Origin of the sequence: Paenibacillus periandrae (genome assembly GCF_022458865.1) — a bacterium.
Lineage (GTDB): Bacteria > Bacillota > Bacilli > Paenibacillales > NBRC-103111 > Paenibacillus_S > Paenibacillus_S periandrae.
Genome location: NZ_JAJNMU010000028.1, coordinates 70,966 through 90,737, shown reverse-complemented (window position 1 = coordinate 90,737; position 19,772 = coordinate 70,966). Strand labels below are relative to the sequence as shown.

Here is a 19,772-nt window from a genome sequence, read left to right as displayed (position 1 = left end):
TGAGGGAGAAGAAGAGGATGGACGCTTATCATCTTGTCGTTAGAGGGAGAATTGTGCTCGAAACCGGAGTGATGGAAGGCGAGCTTGGCATTAATGACGGAGTGATTCAAACGATAAGTCCAACTCAACACGTATTAAAGGGAGTGCAGGTGCTTGATTTTGGCAGGTCTTATGTTTTCCCTGGATTGATTGATGCCCACGTGCATTGTTATACGAACCCGGAGGAAGGGTTTCGCAGCAACACGGCTGCTGCCGCAGTCGGGGGGATTACGACCATTCTGGACATGCCGTACGACTCGCCTGATCCCATCACCAATGTCGAACGGTTCGAAGCAAAAGTTCAATTGCTGGAGAAGGAATCTCTTGTCGATGTCGCATTATGGGCAAGCATTGCCAAAGGTGGTGCTGAGCAGATCAAGCCGTTGGCTGAAGCTGGGGCCATAGCATTTAAATTATCGACCTTTGAGGCGGACCCTTACCGGTTTCCGCGTATCCCTGATGACGAAGTGATCAAGGCGATGATCTTCACGCATGAAGTAGGGATGGTGATTGCTTTTCATGCCGAGAATGGGGAATTGATCGAAAGCCTCATTGCGGAGTATACAAACCAGGGGCTTGTTGCACCTCGGGCCCACATGGAAACACGCCCTCCAGTCAGCGAATCGGTGGAGGTGCTGAAATTGATGGAATTTGCGTATTGGACAGGCGCCAAGCTGCATATTGTCCATGTCAGCCATCCCCGTACCCTGGAGCTTATTCAATGGTTTCAAAAGCAGGGCGTACAGGTAACGGCGGAAACCTGCTACCCCTACGTGTTGATGGATGTGAATGACTTGGAGCGATTGGGTCCCAAGGCCAAGATGAATCCTCCTCTTCGTGAGCGAATCGACGTTGATCGTATGTGGAATTATGTACAAGCAGGCGCATTCAACCTGATTTCTTCCGATCATGTTCCTTGGGATCTAAGCAGGAAGGAAGCGGGCAAGGACAATATATTTAGCGCCGCTCCGGGACTGCCAGGTTTGGAAATTATGGCTTCGCTGATTTTTGATTATGGTGTGGCGAGAGGGCATCTAACCCCGGTTCAATTTGCGAATCTGTTTTCACATCATCCGGCACAATTATTCCAGATAGCCGCTAAAGGAAAGATCGCCCCAGGCTATGATGCGGATCTTACCGTTATAGACCCTTATGCTGAATGGGAAATTGATGAACGGCAGTTTCAGACCAAAGCCAGGATCACTCCCTTCCATGGGCAAAAAGTGCAAGGGAGAGTCATTCATACGATAATTCGCGGATGTACCGTGTATGATGGTAAGCAGATCGTCCAGCAGCCGGGTTTTGGAAAATTTGTAGCAGGCTCAGCTGTGAAGGGAAAGACACGAACTGATTTTGTTTCCAGATAGATGGTTTTATGTAAGCATCAGCATGGGGAGGGCTACAGATGAGTGAATTAAAAGGACTTTGTGTCATTACAGTAACTCCTTTTCATGAAGACGGGAGTCTGGATGAAGAAAGCCTGCGGAAGCTGACAGATTTTTATATCGACTGTGGTGTTCACGGCATGACCATACTCGGGATCATGGGAGAAGCGCATAAGCTGTCTGAAGTCGAAAGAATGCAGGTGATTGACATTGTTCTTCACCAGACTAAAGCGAGAGTTCCCGTCATTGTCGGTTGTTCGGCTCCTGGCAGCTATTTGGCTGCTGAATGGGCCCTAAAGGCGGAGCAGGCCGGAGCGGCAGCTGTGATGATTGCGCCTCCCGTTAACCTCCGAAACGAAGATATGCTGATCAGGTATTTTGCGATGATTGCTGAACATATCTCGATTCCGATTGTTTTACAGGATGAGCCGGTGACCACCGGGGTACGGCTAAGCCCCGCCTTTATAGCCAGGCTTGTGGAGAAGTTGCCTCTGATTCAGTATGTAAAGCTTGAAGAAGCACCAACCACAATCAAAATTTCCAGTATTCTTGAGCTTACCGATTTGCGTATTTTCGGCGGACTTGGCGGGATGTATCTGTATGAAGAGCTGAATCGTGGTGCTGTGGGCATCATGACCGGCTTCGCATACCCGGAAATTTTGGTAAAAACGTACGATCTGTTTACAGCCGGTAACCAAGATGAAGCGCGTGCATATTTCTACCGATACCTGCCATTGATCCGTTTTGAAGCACAGCTCGGTATTGGCGGGGTGACGATCCGCAAAGAAACGTTCAAATTGCGCCAGACCATTGCATCTTCACATGTTCGTTTTCCCGGGACACCCGTAGACAAGCGAACGATGCAGGAGCTGCAGGATATGATTGCCTTTCTGGGGCTGTCATAATCTACATAAATGCCATATCGATAGGGTCAACCAAACAGTAAGTGAAACATAACTGGAAGTGGAGGATTAACATGGATTTGGGTTTATCTGGAAAAACGGCATTGGTAGCTGCCTCAAGTAAAGGACTGGGTAAAGCATGTGCTCTCGAGCTGGCGAAGGAAGGTGCTCATGTCATGCTCACAGGGCGTAAAGAGGAGGATTTGCAGCGTACCCGGGCCGAATTGCTTTTACACTCGACGGGGAAGGTAGAGTATGTGGTATGTGATGTGACGAACCCGGAGTTGCTATCTATGGCCGTGAAGCAAACGGTGGACGTTTTCGGAACGATCGATATTTTAATCAATAATGCGGGAGGACCGCCTGCAGGCAAGTTTGAGCAGTTTACAGATGAAGATTGGATGCGGTCATTTGAACTCAGTCTGCTGAGCTATGTTCGTCTGATTCGTGAGGTATTGCCGTATATGAAGAAGCAAACGAGAGGTAAAATTATTAATTTGACCTCCTCCTCGATCAAGCAACCGATTCCGGGGCTGTTAATGTCCAATACGTTCCGTCTCGGCGTCGTCGGGTTGTCCAAGACGTTAGCCATGGAACTGGCGGCTTATAACATATTGGTGCATACCGTGGCTCCTGGACGAATTGCGACTGAACGGGTAAAAATCTTAGATGAAATCAAAGCGAAGCAAGCAGGCATTTCGGTAGAGCAGGTAGAACTGGAATCCCGCAAAGCGATACCCCTTGGACGTTATGGCGAACCGGAGGAATTCGGTAAAGTGGTTGCTTTTCTTGCATCAGAGGCGGCATCCTATATGACCGGCAGTACCCTGCTGATCGATGGCGGTTTGGTAAAAAGCTTGTAGGGCAGGAGCCCCCTCATGCTTGTCAACCACCTTTTAGCAGCTTTGCGTAACAAGGGTGTAACGAAATAGGTTTTGATGCACTATTGAAATAGTTCATATTGAAACCGGACCTGGCGCAAGCGACGGGTCCGGTTTTTTGTTCATCTTTTCCTTAATCAATCAAATATAGACACCAAGGTAGACCGTTACAGTACAAATCTTGTAGGGAAAGGAGGGGCGAACCGATATATGGCGATAGATATATTCTCAGCTCTGGCTGATCCAACGCGGCGAAGGATCTTGGAGATGTTGGCAGACCATGATGGGTTCCCGGCATCGGAAATTCACAATCAATTCCAAGTCAGCCCACAGGTAATTTCCCAGCATCTAAAAATTCTTCGTGAAGCTTGGTTCACATGAAGAAGAAGGCGCAGCAACGCATATATCGGATAAACACTGAAGCTATGGTTGAATTTGAAAAGTGGTTTTATCAAATGAGGCTGCGCTGGAGCAGTCGTCTAGATACGCTGGATGTTGTTTTAAAAGGCGGGAGTATGACTATCCGGTAGAGTTAGTTTGGAAGGCATGGACAGATCCGACACTAGTCATGAAATGGTGGGGGCCTGCACACTACACCTCTCCTCGATGTGTAATTGGTTTTCGCGAAGGCAGCAAATATGTATTTGGCATGCGTGCTCCCGAAACACATGGCGGCACAGAGTCATACTCGGCCGGTGTGTATAAGAAAATTGTGCCGATGCAGCGGCTTGGTTTCAAATAAAAAAATTCGGAGTACCTTGCCACGTTCGCTGACCCTTTTCTCTTGCCATCTTGTAAGGACTCTTCGTTTCCAGTATCGCAGTGAGCGTATGAAGTGCGCCCTCTTTCAACTGGCTGAGGCGTGCATTTCTTTTCAAATTCAATAGGAGAGACTGATCATGTATGACTTGAAGCAGCTGCCTTTTCAACTCTGCAGCGTTCCTGGCTTCAATTGCAGCCCCAAGCCCGACAAGGTATGCCGCATTATCCTGCTCTTGACCGCGAATTGGCTTATATAACATCATGGGCAGCTCTAGCGCTAATGCCTCTGATATGGTAAGTCCCCCCGGCTTAGTTACGATCAAATCAGACAAGGCCATAAGCTCATGTACATGATCCACAAAACCAGTGATGATTACACGATGTGGAATTAGAGCCCCTTTCAGCTCGTCTTCAAGCCACTGCTTTAGCTTCTCATTGCGTCCGCATACAAAAATAAATTGCACAGGAGCACTAAGCTCATGGTCCTGCAGAACGGACATCAGCTGCTTACCGATCAGACCATGCCCGCCTCCCATAACAAGTATGGTTGGCATCCTACGATCCAGATGGTGTTTATCGCGAAGCATGAGGCGGTCATACGTTAGCGTAAACGGCAGCCCGATCGGAATGCCGGTCACCACAATCCGATGCTCGGGAATGCGGTGCCGCCGCAGCTTTTGTTTCACATGCTCGGCACCAACCAAATATAGGTCTGTACCCGGATGAATCCAGTAGCTGTGGTCGGTATAATCCGTTAAGACGGTAACTGTTGGGACTGCTGTCAAACCGTTCGATTTCAGATACGACATGGCCGCCGCAGCTCCAGGGAATGTGCTGACGACCTTTGTTGGTTGTATCTCGTCAAGAAGTTCTACCATTCTGTCCGTACTGAACGATTTCATCCGTTTGAACCAATTTGAAAATGTATTTACATCACGAGTTTTGCTGTATAGATAGCCGTATACGGATGGCAGATTTTTCATCCACTGGATGTAGCAATACTTGCCTACTGAATGCAGATACGGATGGGTCCACTCCAAAAAATCAACTACCTTCACCTCGGCCTCAGGATTATAAAACTTCGCTGCTTCAAGTATCGCCTGAGCCGCTTTATTATGACCATCCCCCAGTGAGCCTGTAAGAATGAGTATTCTCTCTCTTTTTGCCATCATCTCAAGCCCCTTCCTATGATCCCTTGCTCCAACCTAAGCTTATTTAACCGATTTGGTTCGTATCCAATTCATTATGGCCATTTTATTATGTTTGATGAGAAAGATTGACACCAATCCAATTGCCAATACACTAACGGCTGCTGCGGAATATTGAGAAATGATATGCAGCCATTGTTCGATTTGTTGACCAAACAACTTCCCGATCATGACGTACGTCAGCACCCAGACGAATCCACCCATGTAGTTATAGAGGAAAAAAGTGCGCAACCGAACTCTAAGAATTCCAGATACATAGCCTGTGAAGTGTCGCAATCCGGGAATAAAGTAGCTAACAAGTATGATCTTGTCACCATATTTGTCGAACCATTTGGTTACCTTGGTTAACCGCTGCTGATTCAGAAAGAAATACTTTCCGTACTTTTCAAAAAAGGGGGTACCGAGCTTATAACCTAAATAATACGTGAATGTTGTACCGACTATTGCTCCCAAATAAGAGCAGAGGATGATTAACGGGATACTAAAGGTCCCGAGATTATTCATGTGACCGGATACAGCCATTGCTAGCTCGCCAGGAAAAGGTAAGGCCAAGGATTCAGCAAATAATCCAAGAAATAAAACAAAATATCCGTATTGTCCAAAAAGGTTGCCCAACCATTCCATTTCTTATGCTCCTCACTGGCCACGACGCGACTTTACTTACATATTCTAGCTTAGCTTAAATCAACAAAACCCATAACTGGCTAAGGTTTAGTTTTGTACTAGACTTTGGTCTTGGATATGCACGGTTTGTACTCATCTATTAAAGAAGGTAAAATAAAAAAAGAGAAAGGGTGGTAAATCTCATGGAACTCGTTTTTACAAAAGTTGAAACAGAAGAAGCGATCGCGGTATTGGCCCAAATGGCAGAAGAGATCTGGAATGAATATTTTGTGACCGTCATATCCAATGAGCAAATCGACTATATGCTTGAGAAATTTCAATCTGTTCAGGCAATCACTAACCAAATTACAAATCAGGGTTATGAATATTACTTTATGAACGTGAATGAACACAACGTTGGGTACCTGGGTATAAAGCAAGAAGAGGACAAGTTATTTCTGAGCAAGTTTTACATACAGAAAGAACATCGGGGCAAAGGCTATGCAAGTGAGGCTATGGAGCTATTGGTGAATCTATGCAATAATCGGAAATTAGGTACAATATGGCTTACAGTAAATCGCTATAATGATGCCACGATTGCTATTTATGAGAAAAAAGGGTTTAGGACTGTACGTACACAGGTAGCGAATATAGGAAATGGTTTTGTAATGGACGATAATATTATGGAAAAAGTAATTGTGTTGGACTGAAAAGTGATTTGATGATCTATAGCAACACTTTGATCCAATAACCATTGCTACAGGTCACAGTTATACCCCATGAAGAAAGTTTCATGGGGTATTTTAGCTTCTTATTAGTCTTTCAAGTCGGTTTGTATGACAAGCCTTTTACGATTTCCGCAAAATTCTCTACCTGCGCAGTCTCATTGCTGCGAAGCCAGCAAATAGCGAGCTAATATGATCTCCTTGTACAATTAAATTTTTGATAACAAACTTTATTATACAATTTGAATTTTTTAGCGTAAGTCTTTGTAACCACGAGGTTGCTGTGGACTTTTTTTTACCTCTTGACCAAGGCCAATATCTCATCTGCAATAAGATCCGGGCGATATTGATGAATATAATGCTCGGTATCCTTGATCACTAATTGCTTCGCCTGCAAGGACCAGGAAGTGAATTCTGCTTCGTATTTGTTCCAGACGTCATTGCTCACACCTAAGTAATCCGAAGTCAGCACGGTAATAGGGAAAGGGAAGGGCTGTTTGTGATCTAATACAACCTTGGCATTAGCACGAGATTGGCGCAGCTCGGCGTCAATATTGGCATTTTCAAGCTTAAGTAATGAGGCTTTCAGATCAATCGCCTTCAGTTCATCCGGCACGAACTTCAAACCGTTGCGAATAGCACGTGAGCTTTCGATAACACTGTCAGAGTGCATTAGCATCCGAATTACACCTGTGTGTATGAGCAGTTTATTCATGAAGCCGCCATTTCCCACATTCTCTGTATCATCGTAGTAATATTCGGGACTTCCGCTATCCAGCATCACGATGCCTTTCACCTCGTCCTGGTATTTTTGCGCAAATCGGAGTGTTTCGAGAGATCCGAGCGAATGTGCGGCAAACAGGTAGGGCGGCTTTTGGCCAGATACTTGCAGCAGCTCGTGGATTTCGTTCGTTATAGTGTCGATGTCACGCTGCTTGTCTGTTGTATCACTATATCCATAGCCAAACCGGTCGTAAACTGCGAATTTTGCATGTGCCGCGAGCTTATCATACAGCGGATAAAAATCAACATATGGATTGGCCGTCCCCCAACCGGAAGCGAATACAACCGTTACATCCCCTTGACCCCCGGTAAATACATGCATATTTTGCCCATTCACTTTGTACAGCTTGCCGCTTGGAGTATAAGTTTGCAGATCCTGTCTGACACTCACCTGTTCATATATCACGCCTGATCCGAGAAGAACCAGAATAACCAGCAGTCCGCCAATACCCAACTTCCCTAATCGTTTACGCCATTTTTTCACTTTCATCCTCTCACTCTCCTTAGGTTCCCTTCCTGATGGACGTTTCCTATCGCCTATAATCGCTAATATAAGAAAACATTATACCAAGAGGAGACATATAAAGATAGGATGACGAGAATAAAGTAATACTTGTAGCTATATCATCTGCCGAAACACTTCTTGATGTATCAGAATATGAGACATAGGGGAACGATAATCGTTGGGAACACTTGGCAGGTACACAAACATGATTATGCCCTGATTTGCGGCGTCCACTATTTAGAATAGAGGGGAAGGGGTTACAAAAAGAATGTCAACGCAAAAATCATCTGCACTATTAGCCTTATGGATTAGTCTCATTAGTAATTTGATTCTGACTGCATTAAAAATTGTTGTTGGATATGTATTCAACTCTCAGGTGCTTCTAGCTGACGGAATCCACAATGCGGGTGATGTCGTGGCCACCATTGCTGCCCTGACGTCTTCGATGGTTTCCAAGAAACCAGCTGATGATGATCATCCCTACGGTCACGGTAAAGCGGAGGTTATTTCGTCTGCGTTTGTTGCCGTTATTTTGGCATTTGCTGCTATTTTTATGGTATATAAATCAATCGAAGCGATACTCATGCCAGTTGCTGAAGCAAGTATGATTACACTGATTGCAGCGTTCATTTCTTTACTATGGAAACAAGGACTCTACACTTACTGTATTCGTCTTGGAAGAGCGATGAATAGCAAAAGTTTAATTGCCACAGCAAACGACCACCTTGCGGATGTGTATGCTTCTCTTGCCGCTGTTGCAGGTATTGGAGCAGCTTTGATTGGCGGCTATTACAACTTGTCGTTTGGCCATTATGGAGATCCGGTTGCCGGCATCCTCGTATCCTATTTTGTTATGAGATTAGCTTATAAAATGGGCAAGGAATCCATAGGCATTCTAATGGAAGCCAACGTTCCCGCAGAGCAATTGGGACAATTGGAAAACATCGTTCGATCGATTCCTCAGGTCAAGAGGGTAGACCGTATTCGGGCAAGGGATCACGGTCATTACATGATCGTGGATATTAGGGTCAGCGTACCCAATGAATTAACAGTTCAAGAGGGCCATGATGTCAGCAGTCTGATCAAGAATGCAATCAAAAATGAAGTTCAGGATGTGGGGGAGGTATTGGTGCATTTAAATCCGTGGTATGAAAAGAAGTAAAAAAATGAAACCATGAAGCGACATTGTCGTATTATAAAAATAAGTTATAAAATATGTAAAATGATGATGGAGGGTTACTGGTATGTGGAAGAGGTTATCAATGATTATTTTGGGGTTAACGATTGCTTTATCGTTCAGTCCCGTAGACGTAGCCGATGCAGCTAAGTCTTATAAGGCTCCTAAGAAAAGCATCAATCTGGACAAATCTCCAAATCAAAACACTGGCGCGAACAAAGCTGATCCAAGCACAGCTACCAAAACACCTAACGCGACTGCAAATCCGGGTACAACCGCAAAGCCTGGCTTTTTTAACGGCGGTTTGATGAAGGGCTTACTCATCGGCGGTTTGGCTGGCATGCTGTTCGGTGGCTTACTAGGTGACTTGGGGGGACTCGGGAGTATATTGGGTCTGCTGGTCAACGTATTAGCTGTCGGGGCTTTGGTTGTGGGTGTCGTCAAAGTTGTGCAGCATTTCCGCAACAAACGTAAGCTTGATGAAGATGCTAACCGTAGTTAATAACCAATGGATGAACGAGGCCCTTTAAACATGAGATTATCTGAGCAGGACATCATTAATGCCATATGTCTGCATATGGCCGAACGGAAGCAGCTGCCGCCGACCCAGATCGAGGTCGAAATGATGTGGGATGAGGATTATGGCTTTTCGGCAGAAGTGCATTCTGAAGGTCGCAGCCATATTATCATCGCAGCCACCATCAAGGAAGCCATTGAACGTTATATGCTAACCCAGCACAACGTTGAAGTAATCGGTGAGCAGATTCATTTGCAATTGAATGAGGAAATCGTTGCAGACATTATATAGAATTGAAAATTACGAGAATAGTTTTAAAATTTTTCACAGAAAGGGCAGACGAATGATTGCATTCGGGCTGCCTTTTCCTTATCATATGAATGACTTCAATCTTTTCGGCTGAGAAATAGAAAATAAAGGAATTTATACGATGTTACATAGTACATTAATCAGAGTAGTTATTCTTAGTCTGTTCATGGCGTGTTTGTCTCCGGTTTTTGGGCTGCACGATGCTTTGGGGGAAGACAAACCGGTTCAGATCATGGCAACTACGAATGACCCCTTAGTGGAGAAACAGACCTATTTGAGACAAATCCACATCAATGAAGCATGGGATACAGCGACCTCCAATGAATCCATCCTCATAGCGATCGTAGATACAGGTGTGGATTTAAACCATCCGGATCTCAGCTCGAATCTGGTCAAAGGAATCAACTTAATCAATCCTAATCAGCCGCCGCGTGACGACAATGGACACGGTACGAACGTTGCGGGTGTGATCGGTGCTGTGGCTAACAACGATCAGGGAATATCAGGTATTTTATGGAAAACGCAAATGATGCCGATTAAAGCTCTGGAACGAGATGGGACCGGAAGCGAAGCCATGCTGGGCGAAGGGATTCGTTATGCAGTAGACCATGGGGCACAAATCGTAGTCTTGTCGCTTGGACTCAATAAGTACTCAACCTTTATGAGAGATATTGTACAGTATGCAGAAGATCACAATGTTCTGCTCGTAGCGGCAGCAGGTAACGAAGGGAATAACGTCAAATATCCGGCTGCTTATCCAACCGTGCTGGCTGTTGGCGGGATGTCATCGGACAAGAAGGCGCACAAGCTTTCCAATAAGGGTCCGGAAATTGACGTCGTGGCACCATGGGATGTATTTACTACAGGTTTAGGCGACAGCTATGAATATAAGGATGGTACTTCAATGGCAGCTGCCCAGGTTGCCGCGGTTTGCGCCTTAGCCTGGAATAAATACCCATGGATGAAGCCGTATCAGATTCGCAGCCTGGTCCGTCAGACAGCGGAGGATATCGATGGTAAGGGCTGGAATCCCGCGACCGGTTATGGTTTGCTGCGCGCAGACCGGATCGTGGAACAACCGTATCAGGATGATATGTATAAGCCCAATAACTCCCAGACGCGGGCGAAAGCGATTTCGGTGAGTACAATGGTCAACGCTTCGTTTGTAGACGGAAAAGACCAGAGCTGGTTCGTGTTCGAGGCGCCATATGATGGGACGGTCAAGCTCGAATTGGGTATGGAAGGTGGCAATGTGGTAGCTGTTTCCCATACGGATACACCCGGAACAAAGCGCTACTATGACCTGAGCCCAGGCGGAACAGTGCAAATGCCTGTTAAAAAAGGAAAAAGCTACTTGCAGCTGCAGCTTAAAGATCGTACTTTACAACGAAAGCTGTCCTATCTGTTAACGACTTCATTTGAAATCTATAAAGATCCTTATGCAGATAACGATCGGCAGTATAAGGCTTACGTATTGCCAGCGGGGACGCAAACCCTTACAGGCACATTTCATAAAAAAAATGACCAGGACTGGTTCGTCTTGCCCGTCACACAAACCGGTAAGCTGAGTATGAAATTATCAACGGATACGGCACGCATGGACCCGGTGCTGTTCGTCCAGAAGAAAGGCGAAAAAGGCATGATCATCGACCGGAACGGGGAAGGTGAAACCGAATATTTCCCCTCTACAGAAGTGTTTCCTGGAGACTATTACATTCGAGTTAGTAATGCCGATGGTTATCCAACCTCAATTACGGGTGAGTACACACTGTTCATCGAGTTTAATCCGAAATTGCTAGATCCGAACAAGCCGAATCATAAGCCTTATTTGGCAACACACATGCACCAAAACACCCCATACCAGGGGCTTATCGAGAGTACTCTTGATGCGGACTGGTTTTCGATAAAAATCGAGCAGGAAAGCATAGTTGAATTGCATCTAACGGGCATTCCTGACTACGTTCAGATGTCGGTGACCGCCTATAACGGTAAGCTGAAGCAAGTCGATTCTGCCGCTAATCGGATTGGATCAACGGAAATGATGCGGTCTCAACGCTGGCAGCCGGGATTCTATTATATTCAGTTGAATGCGAACATAGCTTTTGACCATCAAATGTATGGATTAGAAGCAGTGGTTAAGCCATTGTAGGGAGATTAGCCACTTCATTCACAAAAAAAGAAGTCAGGGTAAACGTGTTTTCTCACGTATCCTGACTTTTTTTTATTTCTTCCGACTGAGCTTTCGTTTCCATTAATGAAAGCCGATCTGACACAATTTGCACGGCAATGGCATCATCCAAATAACCAATAGGAAAGACATAATCGGGAATGATGTCGGTTGACAATATAAAATAGAGCAACGCACTCCCGATTATCGCGCGTCTTTCCAATGTAATCCCGCTATCACCAAACAATTCATACATGTGCCTTAATTGATCGATGAAAGGTCCTGCGCTGTTCATACTTTCGATTTTCGTCTGGAACGTGTCGAGAATGAGTTGATTGCCTTCTTCTGTTAATGCATATTGTTCGTATTTGTTCAGCTCCTTTTGCACGAGTTCTGTTGTGAATTGGTAGTCGAACAGATTGTAGGTGTGGAGCACTTCTTCAATGCTGTCTACGGAAGCGTGAATATCGGAATGCCGAGCCACTTGACGCGTACTGGTATTAAATCCTGCCGCCTGAAATAACTGTTCGGAGGATATGCCAAGATGCATAGCAAAAAGGTGCAAATGATCCAGCTTGGCCTTCTGCTTACCACTTATTATTCGGGAAATCGTGGCGGTGTCAATACCGGTAAGCGAGCTTAATTTGCGCATCGACAATGAGCGTTCCTTTAGTAACTGTTTTAAGGTAATACTAAGGTCCTGATCCTCGTTGTTCTCATACATAGTTTATTATTCACTCCTCTCAAGTTCATGTTGAACAAGGTTGTTGATTTTTCTCAACAGTTCCTGAAGTGGATAAGCACCTTTTCTCAACATTATCCATACAATGACATGACAACATGTTGAGGAGTGAAACATTATGGCATGGCTTTTAATATTAGGTTTCGCGATTTCGTCGAGTTTGGATAATCTTGGGGTTGGCATATCGTACGGAATTCGTGGAATTCGTATCGGTTTTGTATCCAATCTGATTATGGCTATTATTTGTTTTCTATTTAGTGAAGCCGGGATTTTATTCGGGCAGTGGCTGTCCACGGTTTTACCAGGAATTTTTCCTGTTTTGGTCGGTGCGTTCTTACTGATTATTATTGGGATTCGTATCATTTTATTCGCGGTTCCACGTAAAAAACAGAGATCAGTGAAAGGAGACCAAGAAATATCTGATAACCATTCGTTAAAGGGTATATTGCAAAACCCGGAAGCAGCCGATATTGATAAATCAGGAGAAATTGGCATGCTTGAAGCTGTGATTCTCGGCATCGCTCTCTCCGCCAATGCAGTCACGAATGGTTTGGGTGCGGGCTTGCTCGGATTGTCTCCATTAGCCATCTCATTAACGGCAGCTGTCGGTAGTTTTATCACCGTGTGGTTTGGTGTCGCATTAGGCCGTAAAGTAGCTGGAATTCATATCGGTTCATTTACCTTAGGCCAATTTGGCACGATTTTGAGCGGTATTATTATTATCTTTATAGCCTGCAATTCTTTCTTTGGTTGAAGGAAGACGAATATTTCATGTATATGAATTCCATTTTTGGATATTATACCAATGCGTACAGTGATCCTGTTTCCGGGGGTAAGCGATGGAGGCAACCTTTTCAAGACGGCAGATTTTATTCATGCTGCTGCTGTCGCTTGGTATCTCGAATCATGTGTTTATTATTCCTCATCTTATCCAAGCGGCAGGACGGGACTCCTGGTTCAGCATCCTGCTTGGGTATGTGGCTCTGTTAGGTTGGAGTTTGATTTTGTACCTGATTTTAAAGTCCATGCGTGCTACAACCTTTAACGACTGGCTTAAAGAGAGAATCGGAAAATTCGGCTGTTGGCTTGTTTGCGGCGTATTGGTCATATATCTCCTGATCTTAGGGACGTTGATCATTTTCGATACGACAAAAAACATAAACATTTACTTGCTTCCCAGAACGCCGAACGCCGTAATCGTTCTCACATTTGTGCTTATTTCTTACAGCGCCGCAAGATCTGGACTCAAAACGATTGTCTATATGTCTACCGTGTTATTGCCGATCGTGTGGTTGCTGGGAATCGGCATTTCCATGCTTACCATGAAAAGTAAGGATTATAGCATCATTTATCCTCTCCTTGTAGAAGGAATAGGGCCCAACCTGCACGGAGGGGTGATTGTGTTCGGAGGAAGTGTAGAGCTGCTGGTACTGCTGCTGCTGCAGCATAAAATGAGCAAGCCCATAAGTTACGGAGCGATGTTTGTACTGCTGACTCTGCTGGTGGGTCTTATTGCCGGGCCTACCTTAGGGTCCTTGTCTGCTTTCGGTCCTACAGAAGCCGGTAATATGCGGTTTCCCGCTTTCGAACAATGGCGTTTGGTCATGATTGGCGACTACGTCTCCCACGTCGATTTTTTGGCTGTATTTCAATTGATGGCCGGCAGTGTTACAAGATCAGCCCTTCTTTTGCATTTGCTGTCCGAACTGATTATTGGCCGATTCCCGAAGTTTCGCCAAATCGTACTCGGTTGCTTTACGGCTCTAGTTTCCATACCTTCTCTAATGCAAATCAGCGACATCACGATGCAGGAAATGGTCCACCGCTACTTCTATCAGTTATCGTTCATTTTCGGAATCACGATGTTGGCGGCTCTTTATGTATGTTCCTTTATACCGAAAAGGAAAGGAGGCTAATGACTGAATGAATCAAACACCCGAGGAAGTTACGCTCTTTGCGGAGCTGAACGATAATCTGCGCAATGGAACCTTGCAGAAGGATGCATTGATACAAGTCTTCTCTCGATATGCCGACATCTATTTTCCTCCGGTGCCGCAACAGGAGTTGTCGGACAAACTGACGGTTCTCTACTGCGAAGGTATGATTGATAAAAATCAGCTAAACGAGTATTTTGCCAGCGTGTGCCTACATGCAAGCCATGCAGCTTTCCATCTGGACACAGCTGCGGACCAAACGGAAACATTACCTCTGTTCGTCATAAGAAAGACGATCGAAGAAATGGTTGCAGGGCTGTTCAGCGGCCGACTGATCCTTTATTACGTTGGAAATACTGACTTTTGGGTGGTCGATATTTCCGATGTGCCAAAACGTGCTTTGCAAGAATCCAGTACGGAAATTTCGATTAAAGGGCCGAAGGATGCTTTCACGGAAGAATTGTTTACGAATATGGCACTAATTCGGAAACGTCTGCAAACGGGAATGTTATTCAGCGAAATGTTCGTCATCGGGAGCTTGAGCAAAACTCGCGTATCGCTGCTCTATCTGAGCCATAAAGCAAATCCGGATATGATTGCCGAGGCGCGCCAACGATTGGAAACTATTCAAACGGAAAGCGTGCTGAGCAGCGGTCAGCTCGAGCAGTGGCTGTCGAATCGGACTTACTCACTGTTTCCTTTGATTGATTATATCGGCCGGCCCGATTTTGTTATAGAAACTTTGTTGCGTGGAAGATTCGCCATTCTTGTAGACGGATCTCCTATGGTGCTCATCGGCCCGAGCAATTTTCTGGAGCTGCTGAAAACGCCTGAAGACGTTCATTTTCCTTATTATTACGTTATGTTCCAGCGGGCTCTTCGACTCATCGGCTTGATGCTGAGCATTTATTTGCCAGGATTCTGGATGGCGATTGCGACCGTGAATCTGGATCAGATTCCATTGGCTTTGTTATCGACGGTCGTCCTTTCCCGCGATGGAGTGCCGTTTCCTATGATCCTTGAATCCCTGTTGCTGCTTTTTTTGTTCGAATTGCTTCGGGAAGCCGGCGTCAGACTTCCTAAGGCAGTCGGACAGACGGTCGGAATTGTCGGTGGCCTGATCATCGGAGAGTCTCTCATCCGGGCAGGCCTTGCTTCTCCCACGCTGCTCGTAGTTATCGCCATTTCGGCAGTGGCTACATTTTCATTGGTCAATCAATCCTTGTCCGGCACTGTCAGCATCCTCAGAGTATTCATCACGTTGGTATCCGCTTTCCTTGGCGTATACGGATTCATGATGGCTATGTTTGTCATCCTGATTTACCTGTGCAGGCTCGAAAGCTTCGGATTAGCCTTTCTTGAGCCAATAGCCTCCTTGCGTTTTAAAGAATGGCTGGCTGCTTTTTTGGTCGATCCGTTCAAAAGATCACATTTCTCGGCTCCAATGTTAAAAAAACAAAAAAAGTGAGAAGACTGATGCGCAAATCGATATGTACACTTGTCTTGATCGTTGAATTGTTAATCGGTTCGGGGTGCGCCACCGATATGAAAAATATTGAAAAATTGAATTACGCGAACGCCATAGGCGTCGATTACAAGGATGGAAAGTATTACGCATACATACAATTCATTGATTTTCAGAACGTCGCGAAAACCTCCGACGATAAAAAGGGGCCAGCGAGAATATGGATAGGCGAAGGGGTCGGACATACCTTCGAAGAGGCGCTATTTCAGCCCTATGAAACGGCTCAGGAAAGAATCATTTGGGGGCACGTGACCGTTATTTTGATTAGCGAAAGCGTATTAAAAGAAGGAATTAAAGAAATTTATGACTGTATTAGCCGGTATCATGAATATCGTATGACTCCCTGGGTGTATGCCACGAGAGAATCGGTAAAGGATATTTTTTCAGTGCCCGGATTTTACCAACGGTCTCCGCTCAGTACCATTCTTCACGAACCGAAAGGGATACACTCCCAGAATTCCTACGTGACTTCGATAAGGCTTCAACAATTGATCAGACAGAACAATGAGCCGGGCTTTACTTCGTGCATCCCGACGTTGGCCGTTAACAAAACTCAGTGGTCCGTAAAAAATAAGCCTGATCCCAAACTGATGATTGACGGGGCGATATTTCTCAAAAGCGATGCGTATAAAAGCTATATCCCCTTGAAAGAATTATCGGGACTTCGTTGGGTTCAGCCCGGTATGATACGCATAGGCATCCCCGTACCGGATCCTAAAGATCCATCGGTTCATGTCGTCGTCGACAATCCGAAAGCGAGCCTGAAATATATAAATCGCGGAGATCGGCCGCAATATGACGTCAATATGAAAGCGACAGGATATATAGTCAACCGGACCAAAAATGACCTGCTGAACTTCAGACAATTAACCAGCGAGACGGAGAAAGCGATCGAAGTTGAAATCCGAAGTTTGTTCAGAGCCGGGATCGATAAAAAGACAGATGTCTTGAATCTGGAGTATAACTTATTCCGGTATCATTATGACGAATGGAAGGCTATGTCCCCGGCGGAAGATAGATTGCTGACCGACGATGCCATTCATGATATCCATATTGATCTTAATATTACACATACCAGCTCGGAGAAAAATAAAACCGTTCAAGGAAGGAGTCGTCACTAAAAGAAAAAGCAATCATACACACCCATGAATACTCAACATTGCTGTTGAATGATAGAAGACGTGGTCACTCACTTCATAACCTTCAGCAAGGTTGAGTTCTGGGCTGTACAGAGGAAGAAGCACAAGCTTAATGCGGTTAAGAGTTGTTCAAGGAAGTGCAGCAATACAATTTGCTTTAAGCTGCAGGCTCATTTTTTGGTTCGCTTTTTGCCGTTGCAGTCGATAAAACCCCGCTTGAAATAAACACGAGTAGCGAGCACGCCAGGCAAATCCCCGTAAAAATACCTACAGCCGTATACCCGTTAAACAACACATAAAGCATTCCGGCCATCCAAGCTCCCAGTGTCGTCGCCGCATTCATCGTTGATGTGGCAAGACTAGAAATGGTCCCGCGGATAGTCGGATTTAAACTGTTCAGCAGTCCCACCATAAGCGGGAACAAGATACCGAGAATAGCAAAAATGAAAAAGTAAACCCCTTTTACGATATAAACCGACGACACCTGGGGCAGCAAGATATAAGCCGCAATAACAATCAGCATACCCGCTGCCATAGTCTGAAACTGGTTTAACGCTTTGGTTATATAAGGACTGCATAAGCTGCCGATTAAATTGCCAAGCCCTAAAAAGATAATGACATAGCCTACTTCATTAATCGAAAGGTCAAAGCGGTCCGTCATCCATTTCCCGAGAAACGCAAAGGCGGCGCTGCTCCCAAGATGGACACAAAAGTAGGCGACGAAGGTGCCTCTTGCTTTGCCGCTTGTCAGCAGGGGAACGTATCTCGTGAGCATAGACGGCTTAGCACCTTGCTGTTGGTGCGGCTTCATGCTGGGCACAACGAAATAGGCAGCAGCCACCAGTATTAATGAAAATATGCCTATGGACCAAAATGGAAGAGACCAATTGCCAACTGCCAGCAGGCTTCCGATGGGTACACCGAGCGCTTGAGAGACTGCGAGCCCTGCGTAGGCGACACCCAGCACTTTACTGATTTTAGCTGGAGGAAACAGGGTCGGAATAGCAGCCCATACTTGCGGAGCTGTGAATGCCGCGCTGACTCCCGCCAAAAAGCGGAACAAGCACATGGTCCAAAAATCAACAGCGAAGCCGCACAAGCATGTTGAAATTGCAAAGCAGGTAAGGCCGGACAGCAGCACCTTTTTTCGATCCCATCCATCCGATAAGGGGCCTGCGATCAGCGCAAACACCGCCGAACCCAAGGTGTAGGCTCCTATCATCCATCCCGCCTTTTCCGTAGGGACACCGAATGCACTTTGCAGTGTCGGAATCAGCGGTGAAATCAGGAACGTATCCGTCCCGATAACGAACATAACAAGAAAAAATAACATCATCATTTTACGCATTTGCTTCACCATTTTCCTTTAAATTTGATCTTAACCCTATTGTAGAGGATAATAGTGACAATACTTGTCACAAAATATGAAATAAATGGAGCCGTGTTATGTCCAAATCAAAACGTTTGTTAGAACTGATGATGACGGTCAACCGAAAAAGGAAATTTACGGTAAAAGAGCTAGCCCAGGAATTTGGCGTATCCACGAGAACGATGTTAAGAGACCTGCAGGAATTAAGCGAGCTTGGGGTTCCACTTTATTCGGAGGTGGGTCCTCACGGTGGTTACCAGGTGTTGAAGGAAAGAATTTTGCCGCCCATCGCCTTTTCCGAAGAAGAGGCGGTCGCGATGTTTTTTGCGGTGAACGCACTACGGCATTATTCTTCTCTGCCCTTTGAAGCGGAATCTGCATCCGCCTTGGACAAATTTTACTTGCACATGTCCGGAGATGTCCGTGATCGGATCGATCAAATAAAAAATAGGATGGATTTCGTGACGCCAACCAGACAGCAGGAGTCCCCTTATTTATCCATACTCCTCGAGGCAGCCGTTCATCAGCAGGTGTTACATATCGAATATGAGTCACAGGGAGACGCGGCGGGCCGACACATACAACCAATAGGGATTTATGCCAATAACGGCTTGTGGTTTTGTCCGGCTTATTGCTTTCTACGTCATGATTTTCGCATATTTCGTTGTGATCGAATTTATTCAGCGGTATACGATACTAACGGCATAGAGCCTATGGATCTCAGGCATATCCATCTTGCAAACAAGGAGTTGCATACTCAAGCGGATAAGGAATCGACGCAGCTTTATGCGGAACTGAGCCCAAAAGGTGTTCAAATGTGCGAGGCTGTGTTATGGCTGGGCTCCCATTTGTATATCCGGGGGAATGGTACAGGGTGGCTGGAGGGATTAATACCTCAGAAGGACATCGCTTTTTATGCCAGATTTATCATCGGGCTGGGCAATGAGGCTACAGTCAAGCATCCTTCGGAGCTAATAAATGAGATGAAACGGCTGTTCGCAGAAATCATGTCCAAATATGATTAGAGCTATGATATCCATAAGGATTGGACGGGTCATGCAGATTGGATACATCCGAAAAACAGGATAGTTTAGTTATAC

20 protein-coding genes are annotated in these 19,772 nt (G+C 45.5%); 15 read left to right on the top strand and 5 right to left on the bottom strand.

The features are described 5' to 3' along the window. The first annotated feature begins 17 nt into the window (after positions 1–17). The 5 genes from LRL21_RS36100 to LRL21_RS36085 all read left to right on the top strand — a co-directional run bounded on the left by LRL21_RS36100 (position 18) and on the right by LRL21_RS36085 (position 3,949). Positions 18–1,406, top strand: a complete 1,389-nt coding sequence (locus LRL21_RS36100) for a dihydroorotase (protein WP_240420651.1) — start codon at positions 18–20, stop codon at positions 1,404–1,406. 38 nt (positions 1,407–1,444) lie between these two features. Continuing rightward, positions 1,445–2,329: a dihydrodipicolinate synthase family protein gene (locus tag LRL21_RS36095; protein ID WP_240420650.1), complete on the top strand. Its 885-nt coding sequence runs from the start codon at positions 1,445–1,447 to the stop codon at positions 2,327–2,329. Between the two features lie 71 nt (positions 2,330–2,400). Beyond that, complete coding sequence (locus LRL21_RS36090) at positions 2,401–3,189, top strand: SDR family oxidoreductase (RefSeq protein WP_240420649.1); 789 nt, start codon at positions 2,401–2,403, stop codon at positions 3,187–3,189. Between the two features lie 228 nt (positions 3,190–3,417). After that, positions 3,418–3,588, top strand: a complete 171-nt coding sequence (locus LRL21_RS47005) for a metalloregulator ArsR/SmtB family transcription factor (protein WP_420832528.1) — start codon at positions 3,418–3,420, stop codon at positions 3,586–3,588. A gap of 61 nt (positions 3,589–3,649) precedes the next feature. Continuing rightward, on the top strand, positions 3,650–3,949 hold the full coding sequence (locus LRL21_RS36085) for an SRPBCC family protein (protein ID WP_240420648.1): 300 nt from the start codon (positions 3,650–3,652) through the stop codon (positions 3,947–3,949). Here the strand turns inward: LRL21_RS36085 and LRL21_RS36080 are convergent. Continuing rightward, positions 3,942–5,141 carry an MGDG synthase family glycosyltransferase gene (locus LRL21_RS36080; RefSeq protein ID WP_240420647.1) on the bottom strand — a complete coding sequence of 400 codons (1,200 nt, stop codon included), beginning with the start codon at positions 5,139–5,141 and terminating at the stop codon, positions 3,942–3,944. The two genes, LRL21_RS36085 and LRL21_RS36080, sit on opposite strands and share 8 nt — an antisense overlap. A 39-nt stretch (positions 5,142–5,180) precedes the next feature. Further along, entirely contained in the window at positions 5,181–5,801 is a 621-nt protein-coding gene (locus tag LRL21_RS36075) for a DedA family protein (RefSeq protein ID WP_240420646.1), read from the bottom strand. A 182-nt stretch (positions 5,802–5,983) separates the two neighbouring features. Here LRL21_RS36075 and LRL21_RS36070 point away from each other — a divergent pair, with 182 nt between their 5' ends. Further along, the gene (locus LRL21_RS36070) at positions 5,984–6,490 is read left to right on the top strand and encodes a GNAT family N-acetyltransferase (protein ID WP_240420645.1); all 507 of its coding nucleotides are present in this window, start codon (positions 5,984–5,986) and stop codon (positions 6,488–6,490) included. 310 nt (positions 6,491–6,800) lie between these two features. On the opposite strand, the gene LRL21_RS36065 is transcribed toward LRL21_RS36070, so the two are convergent. Next, positions 6,801–7,778: an alpha/beta hydrolase gene (locus LRL21_RS36065; protein WP_240420644.1), complete on the bottom strand. Its 978-nt coding sequence runs from the start codon at positions 7,776–7,778 to the stop codon at positions 6,801–6,803. Positions 7,779–8,061: 283 nt separating this feature from the next. On the opposite strand from LRL21_RS36065, the gene LRL21_RS36060 reads away from it, so the two are divergent. The 4 genes from LRL21_RS36060 (at position 8,062) to LRL21_RS36045 (ending at position 11,945) form a co-directional block, all read left to right on the top strand. Beyond that, positions 8,062–8,955, top strand: coding sequence for a cation diffusion facilitator family transporter (locus LRL21_RS36060; RefSeq protein ID WP_240420643.1), 894 nt, complete (start codon positions 8,062–8,064; stop codon positions 8,953–8,955). 82 nt (positions 8,956–9,037) lie between these two features. Next, on the top strand, positions 9,038–9,472 hold the full coding sequence (locus tag LRL21_RS36055; RefSeq protein ID WP_240420642.1) for a hypothetical protein: 435 nt from the start codon (positions 9,038–9,040) through the stop codon (positions 9,470–9,472). 30 nt (positions 9,473–9,502) lie between these two features. Further along, positions 9,503–9,778, top strand: coding sequence for a DUF2653 family protein (locus LRL21_RS36050; RefSeq protein WP_240420677.1), 276 nt, complete (start codon positions 9,503–9,505; stop codon positions 9,776–9,778). 139 nt (positions 9,779–9,917) lie between these two features. Continuing rightward, entirely contained in the window at positions 9,918–11,945 is a 2,028-nt protein-coding gene (locus LRL21_RS36045; RefSeq protein ID WP_240420641.1) for a S8 family serine peptidase, read from the top strand. Positions 11,946–11,997: 52 nt separating this feature from the next. Here LRL21_RS36045 and LRL21_RS36040 read toward each other — a convergent pair whose 3' ends face one another. Continuing rightward, the gene (locus tag LRL21_RS36040; RefSeq protein WP_240420640.1) at positions 11,998–12,687 is read right to left on the bottom strand and encodes a DUF1232 domain-containing protein; all 690 of its coding nucleotides are present in this window, start codon (positions 12,685–12,687) and stop codon (positions 11,998–12,000) included. A 136-nt stretch (positions 12,688–12,823) separates the two neighbouring features. Between LRL21_RS36040 and ytaF the strand changes: the two genes are divergently transcribed. The 4 genes from ytaF (at position 12,824) to LRL21_RS36020 (ending at position 17,285) form a co-directional block, all read left to right on the top strand. Beyond that, a complete protein-coding gene (gene ytaF, locus LRL21_RS36035; protein ID WP_240420639.1) occupies positions 12,824–13,459 on the top strand; it encodes a sporulation membrane protein YtaF in 636 nt (211 codons plus the stop codon). A gap of 85 nt (positions 13,460–13,544) precedes the next feature. Continuing rightward, a complete protein-coding gene (locus tag LRL21_RS36030) occupies positions 13,545–14,621 on the top strand; it encodes an endospore germination permease (RefSeq protein WP_240420638.1) in 1,077 nt (358 codons plus the stop codon). A 7-nt stretch (positions 14,622–14,628) separates the two neighbouring features. Continuing rightward, a complete protein-coding gene (locus LRL21_RS36025) occupies positions 14,629–16,107 on the top strand; it encodes a spore germination protein (RefSeq protein ID WP_240420637.1) in 1,479 nt (492 codons plus the stop codon). An 8-nt stretch (positions 16,108–16,115) separates the two neighbouring features. After that, a complete protein-coding gene (locus LRL21_RS36020) occupies positions 16,116–17,285 on the top strand; it encodes a Ger(x)C family spore germination protein (RefSeq protein ID WP_240420636.1) in 1,170 nt (389 codons plus the stop codon). A gap of 175 nt (positions 17,286–17,460) precedes the next feature. Here the strand turns inward: LRL21_RS36020 and LRL21_RS36015 are convergent, their stop codons facing one another. After that, entirely contained in the window at positions 17,461–18,651 is a 1,191-nt protein-coding gene (locus tag LRL21_RS36015) for an MFS transporter (protein ID WP_240420676.1), read from the bottom strand. A gap of 98 nt (positions 18,652–18,749) precedes the next feature. Between LRL21_RS36015 and LRL21_RS36010 the strand changes: the two genes are divergently transcribed. After that, the gene (locus tag LRL21_RS36010; RefSeq protein ID WP_240420635.1) at positions 18,750–19,697 is read left to right on the top strand and encodes a helix-turn-helix transcriptional regulator; all 948 of its coding nucleotides are present in this window, start codon (positions 18,750–18,752) and stop codon (positions 19,695–19,697) included. The last annotated feature ends 75 nt before the right edge of the window (positions 19,698–19,772 follow it).